The following is an 18794-nucleotide window of genomic DNA, read 5'->3' on the forward strand; positions in this document are numbered from 1 at the left end:
CTCTTTAAGACTGTTTGAAAGCCTAAGAGATTTAATTTATGTATATTTCTGTAAAAACATCACCTTAGAGTTACTTTTGTACAAAATGTTGGTGACACCCCAGATACAAAAACAGTTCATCGCGCTTTATCTGATGGTAATGTACGCAACCCAGTCCCTCTCTCAAGCTGCTGACAAGCAAAGGAAGAAAGCCCTGAATGCGTTCGTCCAGCTTCAGGCAATAAGGCTCCTGAGATATGTCTCCGATTACGTAACGCGACAACTGCTGGATGGAAAAGCGCGAACACAACTTCAAGTCGCTGGCAAAGGAGCACAACAATAAAGTCGTAGCTTTACGGGCATAAGCAGTAATCTGCTGATTCTTAGGGAGCAAAAACATATATCCCGCCTGAGGATAGAAATATTTGTCTACCTCATACCGTATCTCCACATCACCTTCCAGCATAAAGACCAGAAAAGTGGTATCCAGATACTGACGTTCCACAACATGGCCTTCGGGGATTTCCTTCAATAAAAAAATTTTATTGAATCCTTCTGCGTAATTGGTGCAGGAAATATGTTCATTTTTATAAAAGAAAGCCATGATTATACTATTACTTTATATTAAAACTCACCTATCCAAAAATCTTCTCTCGTCAAAGAATCTTGAATCTTTTTCTTTAAGAGAAGTGCAACAAATATAATAATTTCCCTATAAAATACACAAAAAACAAATTATTTTCCTAATAATCTATATACAAAACCAATATTTCATGCCTTTTTACCAGCATAAATGAGTCAGGCAATAAGAAAAAAAACGACAGATTTTCAAAGAGATACCGGCAGGCTATAGAGAAAACGCCGGCACGTACAGGCGTGTTTTTGTACAAAAAATCCGGAAATTTGTACAAAACCTCGAAAAGATTTGTACAAATTTCCGGAAAAGAACCAACGACAAGGAGCGAGAAGTCCTTACTTATTTTTTTTGCTTATCCTTATATTCGGTAGGAGTCATGCCGAAACGCTGCTTGAAGCACTTGCTGAAATAGCGCGGATCGTTGATACCTACCATGTAAGATATCTGAGTCATGTTGAACTCGCCCGTTTCAATGAGCTGGGCAGCACGTTTCACACGCATTTCCTTGATAAATTCTATCGGAGCAAGTCCCGTCAGCGATTTCAGCTTCTTGAAAAAGACCGAACGGCTCACTGCCATTTCATGTACCAGATCGTCGACCACCAGTTCGCCGTTGTCGATATTACGCTCCATAAAGTCGGTCAGACGGTCGAGGAAACGACGGTCCTGATCCGACATCATATCGACTTCCTCTTCCTCGTTCTCCACCTCGGAGGGATTGATGTTCATCAGACGGTCGCAGTAGAACTGGCGCAGCCTCTGCCGACGTGCCAGCAAGTTGTCGACACGAGCTTCGAGGTAGGTCGCACTGAAAGGCTTGGTAATGTAACTGTCGGCACCCAGTTTCAAGCTCTGGAGCTTGGTATCCATATCGGTCTTTGCCGTAAGCAGCACGATAGGAATGTGGCTGGTGGTCAGTTCCTCACGCAGTTCACGAACCAGCGTAATACCGTCTTTCTCGGGCATCATGATGTCGCTGATAATGATATCGGGAACAAACTTCACGGCTTTTTCCAGTCCTTCCACCCCATTGACAGCCTCGATGATGCGGAAGCGTGAGCCGAATATGCTGCGCAGGAAAAATCTCAGTTCCAGATTGTCCTCGACAAGCAGCATGGTTGCTTCGGGAACGGTTTCGCTTTTCTCCTTCTCGCCGGCAACAGAATCTCCGGCAGCCGCTGCCACCACTTCATCGGGAACCTCCTGCTTGCTGATGGCATCCATCATCTGCACATTATCCGAGAGGACAAATTCCACCTCTTCGCCATAGTGCTCCTTTCCTTTCAGGAAGTCGACCATAAAGCAACTTCCTTCTCCTTCCTTACTCTCCACCCGTATGGTAGCATGATGCATCTCGACCAGTTCCTTTACCAGCGAAAGCCCGATACCCGAACTGTTCGGATTAAACAGATTCTTGTCGAGCAGGGTTTCGAAACGTACGAACAAAGAATTTTTTCTGCTTTCGGGAATACCGATACCCTGATCCTGCACGCCTACCGTCACGCTACCCTCATTGTCGTGTATAAATACGGTAATCGTCTTTCCGGGCTGCGTATACTTAAACGCGTTCGACAAGAGGTTGAATACTATTTTTTCCACCTTATCGGCATCTACCCACAGTTTCAGTTCATCCTGTTCGCTCTCGAAAATAAAGTCTATCTTGTTCGACTCTGCCACCGACTCGAAGTTCTCCATAATCTTGCGTACAAACGCTACGATGTCTACCTGCTCCACACAAAGTTTCATCTTGTGATTCTGTATCTTGCGGAAGTCAAGTATCTGGTTGACCAGCCTCAGCATACGGTGTGTGTTACGCTCCACCACCTGCAACTGCTCGCGTACCTCCTTATTCAGGTCGGCACGCCTCAGAATATATTCCAGCGGTCCTTCTATCAGTGTAAGCGGAGTACGGAGCTCGTGCGAGATATTGGTAAAGAAACGCAGCTTCATGTCGGTAACCTGCTGTTCGACAGACACCTCATGCTTCAACCGGTAAATAAGGAACAATATATAAGCTCCTCCCAGCAAGACCAGCATAAACGCCACCACGTAAAGTACATACGCATAAGGAGTTTCCCAGAACGAAGGCTTGACGGTAATTTTCAGGCTATGTTCGTTTTCTACCCAGATGCCGGCTCCGTTCGTCGATTTCACACGGAAAACATAATTTCCCTTCGGCAGATTGGTATAGGTAGCCGTACGCTGCTTGCCCACGTAGTTCCATTCCTTGTCGAACCCCTCGAGAATATAAGCATACTGCACATTCTCGGGGAAACTCATGTCGAGTGCGGCAAACGCTAAAGTCACCGTATTCTCCTTGTGCGAAAGCCGGAGGTGCGACAAGCTGTTCAATGACTCGGGCAAAATAGACCCTGCTTGCGGCAAAACGATTTTATTGGCAATCTTCAAACCCGAAAAAATGATTTCAGGCACATAAGCATTCTTCCGTATCTGGGCAGGATTGAAACACAACAATCCCCTGTTTGTACCAAACATCAGGCGTCCGTCGCCGGAAGCAATTGCCGTACTTTCTTCGAACAGAAGCTCTTCTCCGATTTCCTGCTTCAAGTAATTGTCGAAATGGTGATTTGCAACATTCATCTTGCTCAGTCCGCTTTCCGATCCCATCCAGACGTTTCCGCTCTTGTCTTCGGCAAGCGAGAAAAGCACGTCAGTAGGAAGCCCGTCTTTGGTACCATAGGCCAGAAACAATGCATTGCCCTGCTTGTCGACGCTTTTCAGTTCATTCAGTCCTCCGCCAAACGTAGCAAAGAACAGACGGTTATCGTGAGTAAGCAGAATATCGTATATATCGTTGCACGTCAACGTTTCCCGCTGGCCGGGTATATATACATGGAGGTGGAAATTGATACTGCCGGGGTGTGCAAACTTTTCGCTGAAGGACAACAGTCCGTTGGAAGTAGCCACCCACAGCATTCCATTCCGGTCGTGCCTGATGCGGCGTGCCTTGTAACAGCGCTCTATCGGATACGATTTCAGGTTATTCCGCGAGTTGACAAAACGGACACTACCGTCGTCACGGCGTTCGATATAATTGATACCCCCTCCGAAAGTAACCACCCAGATGCGCCCGTAACCATCCTCGCACAAATCGTACACACTGTTATGGCTCAAGCTGTAAATATCGCCGGCATCGTATGTATAGTGCAGCAACCTGTATGCATCTCCCTGAGGAATCAACTGAAGCAGTCCGTTTCCCTTGGTAGCAATCCATATATTGCCTTTCGAATCTTCTATAATCTTGTAAGCCGATCCCTTGAAAAGAGTACCCGCAGAAGCAATCCTCCCGTCTGTCGTCAGATACCCCCGGCGTTTGAAATCGAGCGAATAAACAGATATCTTGCCGTCGCGCGTACCTATCCAGAGTTGCTTGCGCGAATCCACGCAAAGCGCACGTACCTGATTGGCATTGGTATCGTAGTTACAGTCGAGCGGTTTCAGCAGGTTAAATTCATTTTTAAAGAAAGTCACCTTGTCCAGCCCCTTCGAGTGTGTTCCCAGCCACAGGTTTCCCTGATGGTCGAGCATCATGGCATGCAGCTTGTTCGAAAAACGCCAGGAGTCGGCACCGGTCTCGTTGTAAAACGGCAGCAGACAGTTCTGCTTTCTGTCGAACCACGACAATCCTCCTCCCAACGGATGTACCCACAAATCACCCTGCTTATCCTCACAAACGGCAAACTTAGGCGCATCGCCCGGTTCCTGCTCTACCGAGGCTTGCTCTACCTTGAATACTCCGGTAGAAGGATTGAAGTGGCATACGCAGCCCACTTTCTGCACTTCAAACCAGACCTCGCTGTGGCTGTCTACATACAGCGAACGGACAGGAAAACGGGAAAAATCGAATTTATCTGCCGGATTATAATAAGTCAGATTATCCAGCGACTCATCGCCCACCACGAACCCCGACTTGCGGGTAGCCATAATAATTTTATTACCAGCCAGCCGGCGAATGGCAACAATATCGTCCTCCAAAGACAATTCCTTCAACTCGAAAGATTCATCCTTCAGCGAATACTTCCTTATCCTCCCGTAGCCGGAGGTAAAATAAACGTGTTCGTTCACGGAAACCGCCGAAAAAAAAGACTGCCCCGCACGTCCCGATTCCAAATGCGTATTTACGAAAAAAGAAGATTTCTTTCCGGTGCTGCCATCTATCGCAAACAACCCGTCCTGAGTAAGCAGCCATTCCTTGTTCTTCGCATCCAGAAAGACCGTATTGATAGCCGTGCCCTTCTCCTTGGCAGCCGTAGACAGATACACCTTCGATGTAAGTTTGCCCGTCTTACTGTCGGGCACTACCCTGATGCCTCCATTCTTGTCGGTAAGCAGCCATACCGTACCATTGTCGAGCGGCAGGATAGACGTGACAGCCAAATCTTTGCCAGTCCCCTCGGCCGGTACTTCCGTAAATGTTTCCATCCGCTTATCGAAACGGAACACCCTGCCATCGTAAGTAATGCACCACACATCCCCATGTCTGTCTACCTGCAGATGGTCTACCCGATTGGAACTCCAGCGCATTTCGTTTTCCTTACGTGCCTTGTACACCTTGAAGTCGTAGCCGTCGAAGCGGTTGATACCATCCCACGTAGCAAACCATATCATTCCGTCGTGGTCTTGTACCATATCCATAACCGAATTCTCCGACAAGCCGTTCTCCTGCGAATAATGAGTAAATGTACAATTCAGTTGAGCATTAGCTAAAACACTGAAAGACAAGAACAAAAGAATGTTTAAAAGTTTTTTCATAACATTATATTCAGCGATGCGAGCAAAAGTAATGAAAATTAAATGATTCCGCAAACATGTAAAGACAGTAAAACACCCATACGTATCTCTATAACCTGAAAAGAGTTTCATCTTTTCCCTGCCAAGAGGTAGTGATGAAACTCTTTCAGATTTTATAACTCTAACCTTCTAAAAATCAGAAACGACGGTGAGGAGGTCCGCCGAATCCTCCTCTGGGGCCTCCCATTCCGGGTCCGCCCTTGGCAGCACCTTTTCCGCCAAACAGATTCAGGCGGTAAATAAAGTGTACCATGCAATAACTGTAAATGGCATTGTATTCGGTATCCTGACGCATGGCAGCACTGATGGTACGGCTGATGTTACTCTGGTTTCTCAGGATATCGTAGAACTGAATGCTCACCGTAGCGGCATTACCCTTGAGGAAATCCTGAGAGATCTGTGCATTCCAGATCAGTTCATCGGTATTCATGCTCGAGTCTGTATATCCTCTACGCGAGTTCTGCGACAAGTCGGTAGATATTGACATGTTCCACGGCAACCGCACGTTGGTGCTGGCACCATAAGCAAACTGATAAGTATCCATATTGTTGCTTTCCTGATAGCTGTTGCGCGAATGAGTATAATCCAGCGATCCGTTCAGTGAGAACTCCCACCAGTCATTACGGTAAGTACCTCTCAAGCGTTCTCCCAACGACAGACGCTTGGTAGTATTCTTGTCGGTATCGGTCACTACTGTCTTATCGCTGATGTAGCTTATCATATTCTGGTAATTTGCACGAGTAAATGTATTGATGGTATACTTCTTATTGCGCAAAGCGGTATTGGTACCCACCATTCCCATCAGGTTCCAGTTTCCGTTGATATTTTCAGGAGTAGTAACATATCCACCCGTCTGCGGATCGTATACCCTACGGTTGCTGATGTCGTTCAGTACATTCTGATAGCGGAAGAACGAGAACATACCCCGCTGCTTGTCTGTATTGAAGAAATTATATTCGGCACGCAACTCGTTGGTAAACGTAGGCTTCAGTCCCGGGTTACCGTTCTGGATATTCAGCGGGTCGGTATTATCCGAAATAGGCAGCAAGTCTACCATGTCCGGCTGTGCAGCCTTTCCACGATAACGCAGACGCAACTGGCTTGTCTTGGAGAATTTATAACGGAAGTCGAACGTCGGAGTAAAATTGAATACATTTCTGACGGTCATCGTATCCAGCTCTCCTTTCTTATACGACAAATCCGATTTCTGCGGCTGGAAGCTGACTCCGGCGTTCAGACTCATCTTCTCGCGCACCCAGCGGAATGTCACATCCATCTGGTGATTATAGTAATTGTATGCAGCGCTCTTGCTCAGGTCGGCATTATAAACGCCCTGAATATCACCGTTCACTCCATCGTTCACAGTCCATTCATTTCCCATGTCGAACGTAGAATTGTCGGTTGTAGAATGCTTATACTGGAAGTTGTAGCTGAACTGCAGGAAGCCTCCTTTGAAAATCGGCTCGCTATACGTCAGCTTTGCACTATAGTCGGATGTTTTGGTAGGAGTCGTTATATAACGGTTCAATATTTCCAGTCTTTCCTCCGGAGTTTTCTGGAAATAGTCGGTTCTGGAAGTTGAGAACTGCTCGCTGCTGCTGTTCGTATAATTATACTTTCCACGGAAAGTAATATTTCTGCCCGCCTTGCCCAGACGGCGATTGACGATGACAGAACCTCCAGCCGTAAGGTCATCTCCTTTCTTCAAGGTATTTTTCAAGACCGTATTTACGATATCCTCTTCGGGCACAAGCGAGGTCAAATCGTCGGTACCAAACAATTCGTCGGTAGAATATCCGGGATCCTGTCCGAATGTATAAGAGTTCTGTCCGGTAGAGTTATCAGTCTTTCCATAGCTGATACGCGGACGGAAAATGAAAGTTGTCATCGTATCCGGTTTCCACTCAATGTATGCATCGCCCACAAAGTTTGTCGTCTTGTTGCGGGAATGATCCATCGCGTTCTTAAACGAACTGCTTTCCGACGACACAAACGTTTCGGAAGCCTGCTTGCTGACTATATCGGCATCCTTGTAATTGAAGTTTACACTACCTTCTGTTTTCAGTTTTTCTCTTTCGGTAGCAAAATTGATACCGAACATCTTTATGGCAGTCAGTCCGTTATTTCCCTTACGGAAACCACCTCCGCCACCGGGGAAACTATTGTCGTTGACATTGTTCAGCGATCCGATGGCAGTAAACTGTTTCTTACCCTGAAAGTAATTGACCATTGCCTTTCCGCTGTAACGGTCTTTCGTTCCGGCAGCAACATCCACATTACCCATCCATCCCTTGTTCATGCCCGGCTTTACAGTCAGGTCGAGTACCGTTTCTTCCTCACCGTCGTCCACTCCCGTCATCCGGGCCATATCCGACTGTTTTTCGTAGGCACGTATCTTATCGATAATATTCACCGGCAAGTTCTTCATGGCAATATTCGGGTCGTCGGCAAAGAATTCCTTGCCGTCAATCATAATCTTATTGATTTCCTTCCCGTTGATTGTTATTTTTCCATCATCGTCGATTTCGGCCCCCGGCAACTTCTTGACCAGCTCCTCCAATGCCGATCCTTCGGGCACACGATAGGCAGAACTGTTGTATACCAGCGTATCTTCGGAAGCAGTAACCTCGGGAGCCTGCGCCACTACGACCGCTCCTTCAAGCATGATAGCATCCGAATGCAGCTTGATAGTACCCAGACTGACACGCGGTTTCGCCTTTGTGAGCGTGACCGACTGGAATGTCGGTGTATACCCCACGAAAGACACCTTCAACAAATATTTTCCAGGACGCACAGACAAGGCAAATCGCCCATCGTTGTTCGTTACATCTCCTGTAACCATCGAACTGTCCTTCACTGCAAGTATCTGTACCGTAGCCTGCATAACCGGCGAATTGTCATCATTGTCGACAACAGTTCCCGAAACTAAACCTTTGCTACCTCCGCTTTGTGCAAAAGCAACTATCCCGCAGGATACCAGTAGCAACCCCATCACCCATTTTTTCATTCTTATAATCTAATACAATGTTTTCAACGTTGGTTTGACATTGAAACATTTTAAAGGTTTAATCGCTAAACCTTTTTTAATGATTATTTTCTTCTGAATGTTTTTTCGATGCGATGCTTCTGCAAGAAAAACTCCCAGCAGAGGACGTTGATAATCATGTATACAATACCAACTGAATTATCGGCTACCTGCAAATCATGGCTGATGGTGCCTTTTACTAACATCACGATATAATATACTCCCCACAAGTATAAGGCATATTTCATAGACTTGCCACGAATACCGGCAATCTCTTCGTTCTCTTCTTTTGCCCTTGCCAGAAAAATCATGAACAGTGATATCCAGATGACCAGCTTCATTCCCAACTTGATATACAGCAGATTACCATCGTGTACAAGTCCGAACATATACATCAGCAAAGGTACAAAAACAGAAAAAATAAGCAATACGTAACCTACATATCTACATGCAACGGGTAATATTCCTTTCATAAAAAAATCAATTATTGGTAAATACTGTACAAAAATAATTAATTGTCAACGTACAGACATCTACTTTTTACTTTTTTTCTATTTTTGCAAGAAAAACGAGAGATTTATGAGCAAACAAGAAGTTGTAATCTGTCACGCACTGGAAGAAAACCTGCAGCATGCGGTTTCCAGCCAGCCGTACGACAAAGTGTTTATCCTGACCGATGAGCACACACGCATGTACTGCCTTCCCATCATCGAGAAATATCCGTTTCTGGCTCATGCCGAACATATCTGTATAGGAGTAGAAGATATACACAAGAATCTGGAAACCCTTGCTTACGTATGGAATCAGTTGAGCAGCAAGGGGGGGACACGCCATTCACTGCTGATTAACCTTGGTGGTGGCATGGTAACCGACCTGGGCGGCTTCGCTGCGGCCACTTTCAAACGGGGTATCGACATGATTAATATTCCGACTACCCTGCTGGCCATGGTAGATGCTTCGGTAGGAGGCAAAACAGGCATCAACTTCAATGGCTTGAAAAATGAAATCGGAGCGTTTGCCCCTGCCAACTATGTACTGATAGACTGCGAGTTTCTGAAATCGCTCGACCATCCTAATATCTTGTCGGGATATGCCGAAATGCTGAAGCACGGACTTATCAGCAATGTAGATCACTGGAGCGAGCTTCTTAATTTCAGTCTGGAGCATGTGGATTACAAGCACTTGCAGAAGCTGGTAGACACATCTATCCAGGTAAAGGAAAAAGTCGTGGAACAAGATCCGTTTGAGAAGGGTATCCGTAAGGCACTGAACTTTGGACATACCATAGGACATGCTTTCGAAAGCTTTGCCCTCGAAACCAAACATCCTGTACTGCACGGATATGCGGTAGCCTGGGGTATGGTGTGCGAATTGTATTATTCTCACCTGAAAGTCGGCTTCCCTAAGGACAAACTACGCCAGACCATACAGTTCATCAAAGATCATTACGGAAAACTGGAATTCAGTTGCAAGGATTATGAGCGTCTGTATGAGTTCATGAAGCATGACAAGAAAAATTCCTCACTGGGTAACGTCAACTTTACCTTGCTGGGAGAGATTGGTGATGTCCATATCAACCAGACGGCTACTCAGGATGAGGTGTACGACATGTTCGACTTCTACAGCGAAACAATGGGCTAAACGGTCGGAGCCGTTGCAGGAGCAGTAATTTTTCAGGAATGCTGGAAGCAAAGTCTATTTCTTTTGTTTTCAAACATAACTACAAAACCTGATATTTTGCAGCAACGTGCTCTTCCTAAAAAAGTAGAAAAAACTATCCGAAATAATTTGTTAGTTTAAAATAAAGCCTTACCTTTGCATCCGCAATTCGGGGTGTAGCTCAGCCCGGTTAGAGTACGCGTCTGGGGGTAATGAAATGAGCAAAGATTAGAAACATTGCAATACAATATAAATCAAGGAGTTAAGTAAATACTTAACTCCTTATTTTTTATCTGCGAATAAAATTTGATTAAAGTTTTCGGACAAATTGGTGCAAATTCATCCAAAAAGCTCACTCAATATTCCTTTTGTATTTATTGGAAGATAAAAAGAATGTGCTTTTATCACTATACTTATATAAAACAAACAGAGGAGTAGAATAGCTCCTCCCCCCCTGCCTATTACTCTATTAATCATTATCTCTGGAATAAAAGCCTACAACGGGACATTTCTCCTCGGATTTACGATACCATTTATTTGCCACATTTTTATCCTTAGCTACTCCCCACAATCCTTTTGAATAGATTTCTCCCATTAGAACCATAGCATAGGACACACCTCTTGCACACATGGCTCTTAATAAGTCAACACCTCTTTCCTTATCTAATGGTGTTTTTCCCTCTCCACCATAAAGCCACAAATTGACAGCCTCCCATAACAAGGTTTCATCCGTTAAAATAGCATTATAGCCAGTATATAATCCAGCAAATTCAAAACTTTCAGCAGCTTTTAAAGGATTTGGTTCCAAATTAGGAGCACCGCATTTATATAAGTAGCCATATACAGCATCAACACCCAAATGTCCCTGTTTACTTGCTTGTTCAAAATAAAAGATTGCCCTTTGGGTATCTTGACGAACCTGATTTCCATTTAAATACATCATTCCCAACTCAAAAGATGCATCTTTATTCGCATCAGCCTTTTTTATCAAATCAAACAATTTTGCCGAAGGCATTTCATTATTATATGTACAAACTTCCATATTTTTAATTATTTCAAAATTAATAATAGATTAACGAAATATTTACGCATATCATCTAAAGTATATGCTTCTCATGATAGTACATTGATATGTGCAAAAGTCATATCACGTATTAAATTACTTTTTTGACATTGATTTTTCATTTTAAATTCATTTTTATGTTTACGGGAGTATAACGAAGAAATTTAAAGCGAGATTCACAAAGACGAGTTAATAATTGTCAAAATATTAGCATACAGTATATTACAAGCGATATTTATTCAAAAACAATCCTTTTCACCCTCTTTTAGCAAGATAATAGATATAAATAAAGGGTGGAACAACTATTGCCCACCCTTGTCTTAAACGCTCCGTTAGAAGCCTCATTGTTGTTATCTACTTGTATATTGAATATACCTCAATAGGAACTGTATCTACTAAACCATGTTTTACATAGCTTAAAGAAACAAGTTTTTCATCTACAGTTTTCCAATACAAAGAATACTTTCCTTTTTTCACAATGTTATCCTCAACTATCTTTCTTATTTCTTTAGGAGCTTCCATTTGGTTTGATTCATCGAAAGCATTTGACCTATATGGCTTTTCATAATATATATATGAATTTGTTTTCTTATCATAGCGAACAGAACATTCATGCTCCTGTATTTCTATTTTTGGAGCAAAACTTATTTCAAAAAAAACTTTTCCATTGACTACTTTTGCATTCTTGTATTTATATTCAACCTCTCCTTTCAGCCATTCATACTCTAATTTTTCATCAAGAATATCATCACCATTCCGAATAATTGTAATCTGTTTGTTGTCATCAATAACTGCGACACAGGTGAAAGAAGATTCAACTTTTCTGCCATTGTCGAAAAACTCCTTAATGACTTGCTGTTGTAAACTGTCTTTAAGGAAAGCTTCGCCGTACGGAAGGAGGTCTTCAAGTTTCTTTTTGGCGATACCTTTCGCTACTCTCGCAGCCTCCTTTTGACGTATTCTTTCTTCTTTTGCTTTATGCGCTTCTATAGTATTTTTTATAGGAGCAACACTAAACACTAAATATGTTTTGGGGAAAATAAATGAAATAGCTTGTTTGTCAAAATTCTTTATAGTATCAAGAGAGTCAAAGCCCACATTTTTTACGTATGCACTTAATTTCGTTCGGGTGAATACTACTACAGACTCATCCATAAAGTTAGACCTTACCCCTTTATATAAATAAGCAACGTCAGAACCTTCTTTAACAGTCTTATCATATTTAAGGTTGAACGTATATTCCGTTCCTTCACGAATAAAAGCCTTTATTCGGTATTCGTTTGTTTTTTTATCATGGAAAACTTCAAAATCTTCGAAACTTATTATACCTGTATTATCAGACTTCAAATAAGCCTTATCATACGTGCAAACAGTATAATGACCCTCATTTTTAACCCCAACTTGACAATAAGCAACAATATTCACTAAGGTTAACACAACAACAAACAAAGTTCTTTTCATAATATTGTGATTTGCTTTCCACAGCCTCAACAGGAAAGGTTTATATAAAAAAGATAGCGTGAGGCTGTTAGAATTATCTGTTTTAGAGGTTCTGGACAAACCCACCACACGAGATAAAACGACACCCCACGCCAAGCCATATATATCACTGATATATACAAGATTAGCATGAGCGTTCGTATCGTCTATCCCCGTGTGGTTCGAAATTGTCCAGATTTCTAAATACGGGATAAAGCTAAACGCTTCCTTTAATTAATATGTCACCAACAAGTCTTTAACCTGTTAGCGGGACAAATATAACTAAAATCCAGCGTTCTACAAACGTTTTTAGGGATGTCGTGGAACAAATTTACTCATTTATTGATAGTTCACAAGATTTTAGGGAGAGAACTCCGATGAGGCTTTTGCACATTGGGATGTCTAAACTTTCACAGACACCCTTAAACAGCCTCATCATCGTAGCTATAACCACAAACGCACTTTGCTTATTGATTATATTCCACTTATTTTTAGGTACTGCATGACATTTTTGTTCCCCACATTGCAAGCCCTCTATGACGTTACACCCTGTCATTACATAAGTTTATCATCATACAGTGAAGATTTAAGAGTGTTGCATCCCCTTTACTTACCAACCTGTATTCATTCTATCGACCGAGCATAACCACCTCATCACATAAAATTATATAACCTCGTATTAAAGCGTTTAAGCCATTATTACACCCCACCGAATACTTTTATTGTGTTTGATAAGTTTTTGGCTGTGCACGACCAATAGACACCTCATTTAAAAGATAAGGCTTGATAATCACCCGAAGAGTAAACTTAGGAAAGTGGAGTTTACACCCTTTGATGATTACCAAGCCTTATTTGAATAGGAAGAGGATTAACAGGCAGTACTAAATATCCGATGTTCCTCTGCAATACTCATACCGTCTGCCGACTGTTCTAACAACCAAACGAGATACTTTTCTATTTTGCTTGTCAGTTCTTCCATTAGGTTGGAGGTCTTGAAGTGTTCTTTTTGCCACTTTATTGCCTCTTGGATTCTTTTTTGGAATTGAGTATGCAGAATCCTATCTTCGGGCAGACGATTTTTTCGATTCTTAAATAGGATATATTTCATATAATAAGACAAGTTTTGTCCCTCGTTTGCAATACAAATACACCATTTATCAAAGTCTTTGGCACTCTTTAAAGTGTCAAACTCTACATCCCAGCAATCATCAGGTAGCTTATCTATATCTTCGTAATATCCAAACCACTCTGCTACTAACTTCCAAAATACATATTTATCCCATAGTTCATTAGCCGTAATACCTTTTCCAAACAGCTCAAACAATTCATCTATTCCAAGTGTCATTTCATACCTTAACAAGTAGTTCGACAGGCTATTTCTACCCACTTTGGGTAACTCTCTCTTCTTTTTAGCCTCCGACATCTTATCATAAAACTTTATCCGTGTACCCTCATAGTCAAAATATGCAGTTCCACTTCTCTCACCACTCCACTGGTTAGGAATAAATTTCTTTATTCCGCTTAACTTCCTCAAATAAGATATAGGAGGTTGAGACATTTCAAAATTATGGGCAAACTCCAAAGACTCCACCTCTGCATTATACATTGGTACGCCCAGTTCTTCACTCAACATCATAATACATCGTTCTGTATCCTCCAATGACATAGTACGTGTATTATGCCCCCATAAGCATTTAGGAAGACTGCCCTCAAATGATACATACGTTTCAGTGACTATAACTTTACGTCCATGCCAATACCCCTTACCACCCGTACCATTGGCAAAATAGTCCTTTACAACCGTACGTTGCAAGACTGTTTGCCAGTTGTACCCTGTTGGCAGGTCATATAGCATTAATTTGATTTTGTCATACATGGCTGTGAGATTGGAATGTATATAGAATGTTATACAAAATTGAACTTATTAACTATTTACGAAGACGAGCAGCAAATCCTAACTCCATACTTTCAATGAATTCCTGCTTAGTTTCTTGCCTTTTAGCCATCATCCACGCTATTATTTCATCACGCCTAAATCTTAGTATTCGCCCACTTTCCGCACGATAACAAGGTATCTCCTTATGACTTGTCAACTTATAAATTGTATGTTTGGACTGCCCAATCAACTCACTACAAATATCAATGCCGAATACCTCCGGATAATCTTCCATCCGTTTTAGAGGTCTATTGTTCTTCTGTTTTTCGCCTTTACCCTCTGACGGCACTGTTCCCAGCATCGTACAAATTATTTCCCGTAACGACCTTATTTGAGCCAAAACATAATATTCCCACTCATTTCTTAAAAACTCCATATCGTTATATAACCATGCGCTTTCCACAGAATCACGATGATGTTCATTAATGAAACCGTACTTTGCTATTGCACCATACAGGAAATCTTTTGCTAAAATAATTTTTCCCTCTTTCTGTAAGTAGGCTTCTTCATTATAGATATCATCCAACTCTTGACTACTCATTTTTAATTCTCCCTGAACTACAGACTTTACCTTTACTTCATAAGTAGAAATAAAATATTTGCTTTTCCACATAATAATAGCTGCATCAACTACTTTTAATGCCTGTTGGAGTTTTCCTTTATCCCCATCCGTCAACCGCTTCACATAAACAAACAACCAACTTTCACGGACTGCTGCTTCCCCTCTGAGCGACTTGTTTATCAAGTCGCCCAAAGGCATTCCATAATGAATAAACATACCTATAATATTTTTACGACTTTATCCAAAACACTTGTAGAGAAACTGGCAAGATATGTAGCCGTTGTCGTAAGGTTACTATGTCCCAAAGCTTGGCTTATTATTTCACGGGGAATATCATTGCCTTGCAAAGTCATGGCCATTGTGTGTCGTGCTGTGTAAGTTGTCAAGTTCAATGAAATTCCTAAAGTCTTACCCATTTTTTTCAAATTGGCATTAATACGTTTGTATCGGCAACGCACATGCTCATACAGTTGTTCGCCATCATACTCTTTAGTAATAATAGGAAGTAAATACTTGCCTGTTTGAGGTGTGTTTACCTTAAACCATTCCAATAGCTCCTCTATGGCAGGAGTAACAAATATTTTTATCGGCTTTACATTCTTGGCATTTTTTGTCTTTTGCCTTTTATACACGATGTGCGTTCCTGTTGCCAACACTTCAAGATTGTCTGTTGTCAGGTTTGCCATATCAACAAAACTCATACCCAAACAATAATAAGAAAATAGGTATATCCGACGGGCACGCTCCAATACAAAATTTTGTTGAGGCGAGTTCTTTATCAACTCCAATTCTGTTGGCAGTAAATAGCGTTTTGCCGTTTCCTCCGCCAGCTTGTTGATTTCAAAACCACCTTTGCCAAACGGATAAGTGTTGTTTGAGGCTGCTTTTTCTTTAATGGCTTTATTGATTACAGCACGCAATGTCTTTAAAGTGTGCATACGGGTGTTTCCACAACAACCATTCTTTTCCATAGCCATATTTAAGCGATTGATGTATTTCACGTCTATTTCTGAAAACAAACGTTCTTTTGCCTTAGAGTCATATTTGCAAAACAGGTGCAAGTCACGTTCATAAACCTTTCCATTGCCGATGTGACCTGTAGACTTTAAATCCTCCACCTGCTTCACCCAATAATCATAGATTTTTCCTTGTCTCGAAATTCCCAAAAATTCTTCTTCAAATTGGTTTAGCGTCCAATCCACCTGTGCTTTCATAAACTTATTCACCACTTCATTTTTACGTTCCTCACAACTAACCAACCAGTTGTTATACGACTCATAGTTGGGGTTCACTCGTTTGTCCCTTTTAAATCGGTCCGCATTTGTATCCCACTCATTTTCAAAGGCGGACAATTTTAAATCAATGTATTTTAGTTTACCTCTTTTAGTGATGCGTAAACAAACAGGGTTACTCCCATCTTTTCTTTTGTTACTCGTGTGGAGTACAATACGAAACTTTGCCATAATCTTCTTTTTTTTAATTAATAATACAGTTCTCTATGAGTGCAACGTAAAAATTCAATCCACGATTAAATTTTTGACGAGTAAAATTAACCTATTATGATTTATTAACAATGAAGACACGGAAAGTTTCTTTCAATATACGTCAACCCCATGCTAATAATGAAAAATGTAGTAGCAAGATATATTCCTATTTTGTATCTATCTTCGATTAAAGTTTGATTAAAGTTTTAGGGTAAAATAATCCAATTCCATACAAAAGACGATAGACTAAATACAAATAACCGAACAGAATAAAAGCCTTAAGTAGTTAAAGCATTGTTTAGAAGCAATTCTAAATAGCGACAAATAAAACCACCATAAAGCACTAATAATAAAGACTATACAAATAATACCATAGGATACAACATATAAAAAACAATCGATTTATTTGCAGATTAAAAATAAAGCACTACCTTTGCATCCGCAATTCGGGGTGTAGCTCAGCCCGGTTAGAGTACGCGTCTGGGGGGCGTGTGGTCGCTGGTTCGAATCCAGTCACCCCGACTGGTGAAAATAAAGGAGTTAAGTTGTTGACTTAGCTCCTTTTTCTTTTGTGAATGACACATTTATGACACAAATCAAGATGTTTCCCATCGCTATATCACTTCGATTAAGAAACAAAAATAAAATAACTGGGGATTATTTATTTTTCTTTATTTAGGTTTACCATAGTTTTATTCAACATATAACATACTTTCGTAGCATATTGAATAAAACAATTTAATATGATTTACGGATACATTAGAGTAAGCAGTGACAAACAGACTGTAGAAAACCAACGTTTCGAAATTAATAATTTCTGCGAACGTGAAAATTTTAAAATTGATGGTTGGATAGAAGAAACCATCAGCGGTACAAAATCCTATAGCAAAAGAGAGTTAGGTAAACTACTCAAGCAAATCCAAAAGGACGATCTTATAATTTGTGCAGAACTTTCACGCTTAGGAAGGAATCTTTTTATGATAATGGAAATTCTTAACCTTTGCATGAGTAAAGAATGCAGAGTTTGGACAATCAAAGACAATTATCGCTTAGGCGAGGATATTCAAAGCAAAGTATTAGCATTTGCCTTTGGCTTATCGGCAGAAATTGAACGTAATCTCATTAGCCAACGTACCAAAGAGGCACTAGCCCGTCTTAAATACGAAGGGAAACACTTAGGAAGACCTATAGGCAGCAAAAACAAATCACATAAGTTAGAAGGGATGCAACTAACCATTAAAGGACTAATAGAAAATGGAATGTCGAAGACCCAAATAGCACAAAAAACAGGAGTTAGCAGAAGTACATTATACCTATTTCTCAAATCCTTTTGACTAAAAAAAAAGGTGAATTTTATCATACAACTACAGTATATGGATATATTATTAAAGACAATTCAGAATTCAATTATTGCGCAATGTTGAATATCATGAACTCCCAGATACTATGGTGGTATTTAAAACACACTGGCACAGTTTTAGCTAATGGATATTTTAGGTATAAACCAACTTATTTAAAAGATTTTCCATTACCACTCATAAATAAGTCGGAAATGGAAAAACTTTCTTCTTTAAATCAACATGATAAAACAAGTGATCGATTCATAGGTCTGTTATTTGGGTTAGATGATAATGATATAGACTTTATTTCTAGAACTTAAAAGTCAGCATAACTCATTGATTTCATTCTGAGTTAACCCATAAATGCTTGCTATCAAAGAATCAATCTTGATAGCAAGCATTTTTGTTGATTTTACATTATTTTCTTTTGAAAGTTCTATAATCTTCTTAGATAAATTTTCAATTTCTACGATTCTATCTTGGGGTATGTCTTGAAATTTAGGAATGGGAAAAGGCATAATATAATTAGTTTTAAATGTATAATACCCTCCTCTCAAAACAGAGCCTGTATGCTTTAAGAAAAACCAAAATAAAGTCGAATTCATAAGTGCTAATAAGAAATAATATGAGTAAGGAATATCATGCTTCTTAATATAACCGTAAACTTTGGTCGTATGATAAAATTCACGTAATTAAATAAAAAATATCACGCATAATGCAATGTTGTCCTAAACGATTTATAGGTACGATGAATATGAGGTTGTTGTAGATAACAACCCCTTCAAAGCTTTTTTTGGCCCCATTTATACTACTCCAGC

Annotated in this window: 13 protein-coding genes and 1 tRNA gene; 4 read left to right on the forward strand and 10 right to left on the reverse strand. The window is 40.9% G+C overall.

What is annotated here, in order from left to right; genetic code table 11:
* Positions 1–70: 70 nt before the first annotated feature.
* From ACZM60_RS12010 to ACZM60_RS12025, 4 genes are all read right to left on the reverse strand, one after another.
* A complete protein-coding gene (locus ACZM60_RS12010) occupies positions 71–583 on the reverse strand; it encodes a hypothetical protein (RefSeq protein ID WP_489521617.1) in 513 nt (170 codons plus the stop codon).
* Positions 584–955: 372 nt separating this feature from the next.
* A complete protein-coding gene (locus ACZM60_RS12015; protein ID WP_489521618.1) occupies positions 956–5389 on the reverse strand; it encodes a two-component regulator propeller domain-containing protein in 4434 nt (1477 codons plus the stop codon).
* Between the two features lie 175 nt (positions 5390–5564).
* A complete protein-coding gene (locus ACZM60_RS12020; RefSeq protein WP_489521619.1) occupies positions 5565–8435 on the reverse strand; it encodes a TonB-dependent receptor in 2871 nt (956 codons plus the stop codon).
* A gap of 83 nt (positions 8436–8518) precedes the next feature.
* Complete coding sequence (locus tag ACZM60_RS12025) at positions 8519–8926, reverse strand: hypothetical protein (protein ID WP_340319721.1); 408 nt, start codon at positions 8924–8926, stop codon at positions 8519–8521.
* 106 nt (positions 8927–9032) lie between these two features.
* Between ACZM60_RS12025 and aroB the strand changes: the two genes are divergently transcribed.
* Entirely contained in the window at positions 9033–10094 is a 1062-nt protein-coding gene (gene aroB, locus ACZM60_RS12030) for a 3-dehydroquinate synthase (protein WP_489521620.1), read from the forward strand.
* Positions 10095–10581: 487 nt separating this feature from the next.
* On the opposite strand, the gene ACZM60_RS12035 is transcribed toward aroB, so the two are convergent.
* The 5 genes from ACZM60_RS12035 to ACZM60_RS12055 form a co-directional block, all read right to left on the reverse strand.
* The gene (locus ACZM60_RS12035; protein ID WP_122122043.1) at positions 10582–11154 is read right to left on the reverse strand and encodes a tetratricopeptide repeat protein; all 573 of its coding nucleotides are present in this window, start codon (positions 11152–11154) and stop codon (positions 10582–10584) included.
* 375 nt (positions 11155–11529) lie between these two features.
* Entirely contained in the window at positions 11530–12636 is a 1107-nt protein-coding gene (locus ACZM60_RS12040) for a hypothetical protein (RefSeq protein ID WP_135186713.1), read from the reverse strand.
* A gap of 886 nt (positions 12637–13522) precedes the next feature.
* On the reverse strand, positions 13523–14530 hold the full coding sequence (locus ACZM60_RS12045; RefSeq protein ID WP_269115022.1) for a phage/plasmid replication domain-containing protein: 1008 nt from the start codon (positions 14528–14530) through the stop codon (positions 13523–13525).
* 52 nt (positions 14531–14582) lie between these two features.
* Positions 14583–15368, reverse strand: a complete 786-nt coding sequence (locus ACZM60_RS12050) for a helix-turn-helix transcriptional regulator (protein WP_135186715.1) — start codon at positions 15366–15368, stop codon at positions 14583–14585.
* Positions 15369–15370: 2 nt separating this feature from the next.
* The gene (locus tag ACZM60_RS12055; RefSeq protein ID WP_135186716.1) at positions 15371–16615 is read right to left on the reverse strand and encodes a site-specific integrase; all 1245 of its coding nucleotides are present in this window, start codon (positions 16613–16615) and stop codon (positions 15371–15373) included.
* Positions 16616–17083: 468 nt separating this feature from the next.
* Between ACZM60_RS12055 and ACZM60_RS12060 the strand changes: the two genes are divergently transcribed.
* The 3 genes from ACZM60_RS12060 (at position 17084) to ACZM60_RS12070 (ending at position 18296) form a co-directional block, all read left to right on the forward strand.
* Positions 17084–17158, forward strand: a tRNA-Pro gene (locus tag ACZM60_RS12060).
* A gap of 221 nt (positions 17159–17379) precedes the next feature.
* A complete protein-coding gene (locus ACZM60_RS12065; protein ID WP_489521621.1) occupies positions 17380–17970 on the forward strand; it encodes a master DNA invertase Mpi family serine-type recombinase in 591 nt (196 codons plus the stop codon).
* A complete protein-coding gene (locus tag ACZM60_RS12070; RefSeq protein ID WP_489521622.1) occupies positions 17967–18296 on the forward strand; it encodes a TaqI-like C-terminal specificity domain-containing protein in 330 nt (109 codons plus the stop codon). Before ACZM60_RS12065 ends, ACZM60_RS12070 begins: the two co-directional genes overlap by 4 nt.
* Before the next feature lie 3 nt (positions 18297–18299).
* Here the strand turns inward: ACZM60_RS12070 and ACZM60_RS12075 are convergent, their stop codons facing one another.
* Positions 18300–18629 carry a hypothetical protein gene (locus ACZM60_RS12075; RefSeq protein ID WP_489521623.1) on the reverse strand — a complete coding sequence of 110 codons (330 nt, stop codon included), beginning with the start codon at positions 18627–18629 and terminating at the stop codon, positions 18300–18302.
* Between the last annotated feature and the right edge of the window lie 165 nt (positions 18630–18794).

The sequence above is a fragment of the Phocaeicola sp. genome, from assembly GCF_057861905.1.